The sequence below is a fragment of the Streptomyces sp. UNOB3_S3 genome (assembly GCF_020740895.1).
GTDB lineage: Bacteria > Actinomycetota > Actinomycetes > Streptomycetales > Streptomycetaceae > Streptomyces.
This window is the reverse complement of sequence record NZ_JAILXP010000474.1, coordinates 1-4,746: the sequence shown is the minus strand read 5'-3', so window position 1 is coordinate 4,746 and position 4,746 is coordinate 1. Positions and strand designations below refer to the sequence as shown.

At 73.8% G+C, this 4,746-nt stretch carries 4 protein-coding genes and 1 pseudogene; 3 read left to right on the top strand and 2 right to left on the bottom strand.

Annotated features, from left to right (window positions below):
• The first annotated feature begins 4 nt into the window (after window positions 1–4).
• Together K6I33_RS31970 and K6I33_RS31965 are read left to right on the top strand one after the other, a co-directional pair.
• The gene (locus K6I33_RS31970) at window positions 5–1,504 is read left to right on the top strand and encodes an MFS transporter (RefSeq protein WP_229358046.1); all 1,500 of its coding nucleotides are present in this window, start codon (window positions 5–7) and stop codon (window positions 1,502–1,504) included.
• Between the two features lie 34 nt (window positions 1,505–1,538).
• Window positions 1,539–2,462 (top strand): NADP-dependent oxidoreductase, encoded by a 924-nt coding sequence (locus K6I33_RS31965; RefSeq protein WP_229358044.1) that lies wholly within the window; start codon window positions 1,539–1,541, stop codon window positions 2,460–2,462.
• 15 nt (window positions 2,463–2,477) lie between these two features.
• On the opposite strand, the gene K6I33_RS31960 is transcribed toward K6I33_RS31965, so the two are convergent.
• Window positions 2,478–3,020, bottom strand: a complete 543-nt coding sequence (locus K6I33_RS31960; protein WP_229358043.1) for an NUDIX hydrolase — start codon at window positions 3,018–3,020, stop codon at window positions 2,478–2,480.
• A 63-nt stretch (window positions 3,021–3,083) separates the two neighbouring features.
• Window positions 3,084–3,968 carry a DMT family transporter gene (locus K6I33_RS31955; RefSeq protein WP_229358045.1) on the bottom strand — a complete coding sequence of 295 codons (885 nt, stop codon included), beginning with the start codon at window positions 3,966–3,968 and terminating at the stop codon, window positions 3,084–3,086.
• Between the two features lie 431 nt (window positions 3,969–4,399).
• On the opposite strand from K6I33_RS31955, the pseudogene K6I33_RS31950 reads away from it, so the two are divergent.
• Window positions 4,400–4,746: pseudogene (locus K6I33_RS31950) on the top strand (hypothetical protein); the annotation flags it as partial.

The window sequence follows — 4,746 nt, the reverse complement described above, 5'->3', positions numbered from 1 at the left end:
TCCCATGACCTCCCCAGCGTCCACCGCCCCCGCCACGCAGCGGAACGAGACGGTGATCGTCTTCGCCCTGAGCCTGGCCGCCATGGTCGTCTCGATGATGCAGACCCTGGTGGTGCCGATCCTCGGCCTCATCCAGAAGGACCTCGGCACCTCGTCCGCGAACGTCAGCTGGGTCACCACCGCGACCCTGCTCTCCGCCGCCGTCTTCACCCCGCTGCTCGGCCGCTTCGGCGACCAGCACGGCAAGAAGAAGACCCTGGTGGCCGTCCTGGTCGTGATGGTCGCGGGCTCCGTCCTCGCGGCCGTCACCCACTCCCTGCTCTGGCTGATCGTCGGCCGGGTGCTCCAGGGCGCCGCCACCGCGATCTTCCCGCTGGCCCTCTCCGTGCTCCGTGAGGAGGTCCGCCCGGCCCGGCTGCCCGGCGCCATGGCCATGGTCAGCGGCACCCTCGCCTTCGGCAGCGGCCTGGCGCTCGTCGCCACCGGCCTGCTCACCTCCGGCGACGACCCCGACTACCGCAGCGCCTTCTGGCTGGCCACCGGCCTCGCCGCGCTCGCCCTCCTCGCCGTCGCCACCCTCGTCCCCGCCACCCGGGAGACCACCGGCGGCCGCACCGACGTCCTCGGCGCCCTGACCCTGGCCGCGACCCTCGTGCTGCTCCTGCTGCCCATCACCCAGGGCCACGAGTGGGGCTGGTCCTCCGCCCGGACGATCGGCTGCTTCGCCGGCGCCGCGGTGACGGCCGCGATATGGACGCTGGTCGAGCGCAAGGTGCGCGAGCCGCTCGTCGACATGCGGATGTTCGCCCACCCGCCGGTGCTCTTCGCCAACATCGCCGGCCTGCTCGTCGGCTTCGGCTCCTTCGCCCTCTTCATCGGCGTCTCCTACCTGGTGCAGATGCCCTCGAAGATCACCGGCTATGGCTTCGACGCGACCGTCCTGCGCGCCTCCGTCGAGTTCCTGCTGCCCAGCACCGTCGTCTCGCTGCTCGCCGCACCCGTCGGCGGCCAGCTCGTCCGGCACAAGGGCCCCCGCCTGGTCCTGCTGCTGGCCTCGGCCATCGGCACCGCCGGCTTCGTGTGGATCGCGCTGGACCACGAGCACGCCTACGCCGTGATCGCCGCCGGTATGTGCGTCGGCGCGGCCATCAGCTTCGGCTACGCCGCCATGCCCGCCGTGATCGTCGCCAGCGTGCCCCACCACCAGACCGGCATCGCCAACGGCATCAACTCCATCTCCCGCTCCACCGGCAGCGCCATCGGCAGCGCGATGATCACCACGGTCCTCGCCTCCAAGAGCATCGAGCACCTGCCGCCGGGCGCGCCCAAGCTGCCCGCCGAGAGCCAGTTCACCCTCACCTTCGTGATCGCGGGCGCCGCGTTCGTCCTGGTCTCGGTGGTGGCCGGGCTGGGGCTGCGGAGGATCCGCACCCTGGGTGAGGCCGCGGTGGCGGACCCGGCCCCGGCGGCCGAGGCTGGGACCACCGCACCCGCGACCCGCTGACCCCCCGTAGAACACTCCGAAAGGAGCCCGCACCATGAAGGCTGTCAGCTACCGGGCCTACGGCGGCCCCGAGGTCCTGGAGTACGGCGACCTCCCCCTGCCCAAGGTCGGGCCCGACTCCGTCCTGATCAAGGTCAGGGCGGCGGCCGTCAACCCCGTCGACTGGAAGGCCCGCGAGGGCTACCTCGACGCCATGATCCAGCCCGTCTTCCCGGTCGTGCCCGGCTGGGACGTCTCGGGCGTGGTCGTCGGACAGGGCGCGGACACCCCCGAGTACCAGGAGGGCGACGAGGTCATCGGCTACGTCCGCGAGGACTTCCTCTCCCGGGGCACCTTCGCCGAGTACGTGGCCGCCCCCGTGCGCACCCTGGCCCCCAAGCCCGCCGGCCTCACCTTCGAGGAGGCCGCCGCCATCCCGCTGGCCGGGCTCACCGCCCTCCAGTCGCTGCGCGCGACGCGGACCGGCGAGGGCGACACCGTGCTGATCCACGGCGCCTCCGGCGGGGTGGGCTCCATGGCCGTCCAGCTCGCCCGCCGGCTCGGCGCCCGCGTCATCGGCACGGCGAGCGAGCGCAACCACGACTATCTGCGCGCCCTGGGCGCGGAGCCCGTCACCTACGGCGACGGGCTCGCCGAGCGGGTCCGGGCCCTGGCGCCCAAGGGCGTGGACGTGGTGCTCGACCTCGTCGGGGGCGGCGCCGTCGCGACCTCGCCCGCCGTCACGGCCCACGGCGCCCGCCTGGTCTCCATCGCCGACCCGGCCGTCACGGAGCACGGCGGCCGCGTGCTGTGGGTCCGCCCCGACCCGGCCGACCTGGCGGAGCTGGGCCGCCTGGCGGCGGAGGGCGTCCTCAAGGTCGAGGTGGCCGAGGTCTTCCCGCTGGAGAAGACGGCGGACGCCCACCGCCGCAGCGCCGAGGGCCACACGCGCGGAAAGATCGTGGTGACGGTGCCCTGACCGGGCTCCGCCCCGTCAGCCGCCGGACGGGCCCGTGCCCGTCCGGCGCTCGCGCAGCCGGACGTACGCCTCCAGCCCGTCCGGCACCCAGTCCCACTCGTCCAGCCGGGCCGCCACCTCCTCCTCGGGGAGGAAGTCCCACCAGGCCACTTCCTCCTCCTGGGGCGAGACCGGAAGGTCGCAGCGGACCTCGTACACCGCCGACCACCACCCGCCCCCCGGGCCCCGGTAGAGGAAGCGGAACAGAGGTGTGGGCGCCGGGAGGCCGCTGACCCCCAGCTCCTCCTCGGCCTCCCGCAGCGCGGCCTCGTCGTACGACTCGCCCGTGCCGACCACCCCGCCGACGAACATGTCGTACCGCGAGGGGAAGACCAGCTTCCGGTCGGTCCGGCGGTGAACGAAGATCCGTCCCCGCGCGTCGCGCGCCTGGACGAACACGCACCGGTGGAGCAGCCCCTCGGCGTACACCGCGCCGCGCGGCGCCCGCCCCACGACCCGGTCGTGTTCGTCGACGATGTCCAGCACCTCATCCGCCCCGAGCGGCCGCTGATCGGTCATGGCCCCATCCAACCAGCAGCGGCCCGCGGGGGGAGCGGATCCCAGGACCGCGGTGGGCGGCGGTCAGTGCGGCTGGAGATCCCGGACCTGGCCCGGCTCCGCCATGCCCGACGGCATCGCCGGATGCCGGCCGATCAGCACGATGCCGCACACGATCGCGACCAGCCCCGCCGCCTGCACGGCCAGCGCCGCGGGCGTCGTCCGCAGCTGGTCGCCCATGAAGCCCACCCCGCACGCGATCCCCGCCAGCGGCTGCGCCGCCGTCAGCGCGGGCAGCGACATCCGCAGCGGGGCCGTCTCGAAGGCGCTCTGCACCAGCACCAGCGCCGTCACCCCGAGCACCAGCACCCCGTAGGGCTGCCAGCCGGTGACCAGCTCCCGCCAGCCGCCGTGCGCGAACCGTGTGCCGCTCACCCGCGTCAGCGCGTCCTGCACGCCGTAGAGCAGCCCGGCCGCGACCGCCAGCAGGGCCGCCTCCGTGCTCATCCGCACCCGCTTGGAGACCGCCGCCAGCAGCAGCGCGGTGCCCACCATGATCCCGACGATCAGCCAGTGCCGCAGCGGATCGGTGACCGTCCGCCCGCCGTGCGGGCGCCCGGCGACGATGAAGGCCGCCACCCCGCCCGCCAGCAGCCACAGCCCGCCCCAGCCGGTGCGGCCGAGCGGCTGCTTGGTCTGCCAGCGGGAGAGGGCCATGGCGAACAGCAGGTTCGTCGCCATCAGCGGGTCGACCAGCGACACCTCGCCCCGGCTGAGCGCGACGGCGCCCAGGGCCATGCCGCAGACCATCAGCGCGATGCCCGCCAGCCAGCGCGGCATCCGGGCGAGGTCCAGCAGCAGCCGGAGGGAGAGGAAGTCGCTCATGGGCGCCCGCTGCGCGGCGTTCTGCTGGAGGACGAACCCCACGCCCAGACAGCACGCCGCACCCAGGGCGAAGGCGAAGACCATCACGTCGCGCACCTCAAGACCTTGCGGTCGTAGGAGACTTGACAGCAAAACGATAGCCGCCTCGGGGGCGGTGCGACGGTCGAGTACCCCCCTTTCGGCCGTTCATCCGGGGCGGGGTCCGGGGAAGGGTCCCGGGTATAGAACTGCTGTTCGTGGCGCTGGTGTGCGATGGGTATGCGATAGAGGAGTGGCGGGGGTGGTGCCACGGGGCCCGTGCGGCGATGCGTCGCCCGTCCGCGCGCCCCGGGCCGTCCCGCAACTGGAGCTGACGGTACGTTATTTGACGTCATGTCAGCATCGACCGACCGGCCTTGACGCGGAGCAGTGACTACCGGTTTGCTGTGCGTGATCGGGAAGCAGGAACAAGACAGTGCGCGGACGCCCCTGACCCGGCGCCCGGAGGGGACGTACGCCGTGGAGGAAGCCCGCTGATGACGCCCCCACCCCCCTTGGGCCGCCACCGGAACAAGGACGGGCTGACCTTCGACCCCGCCCTGGACGACACCGAGCTCGCCACCGTCCGCGACGCCCTGGCCCGGGGCCGCTGGGCCGACGCCCGGCAGCTCCTCGCCCGCACCGGCGACGACTGGGACCGCCGCGGCCACCGCCTCCTCGTCCTCGCCGAGGGCCCCACCAGCGCCGCCTGGGCCCGCGACTGGCTGCTCGCCGAGCCCGACAGCCCCGACGCCGCCGCCCTCCTCGCCTGCGCCGGCGTCTTCCGCTGCCTCGGCGGCAAGGACACCCCGGAGACCGCCCACGCACTGTGCATGGCCTGTCC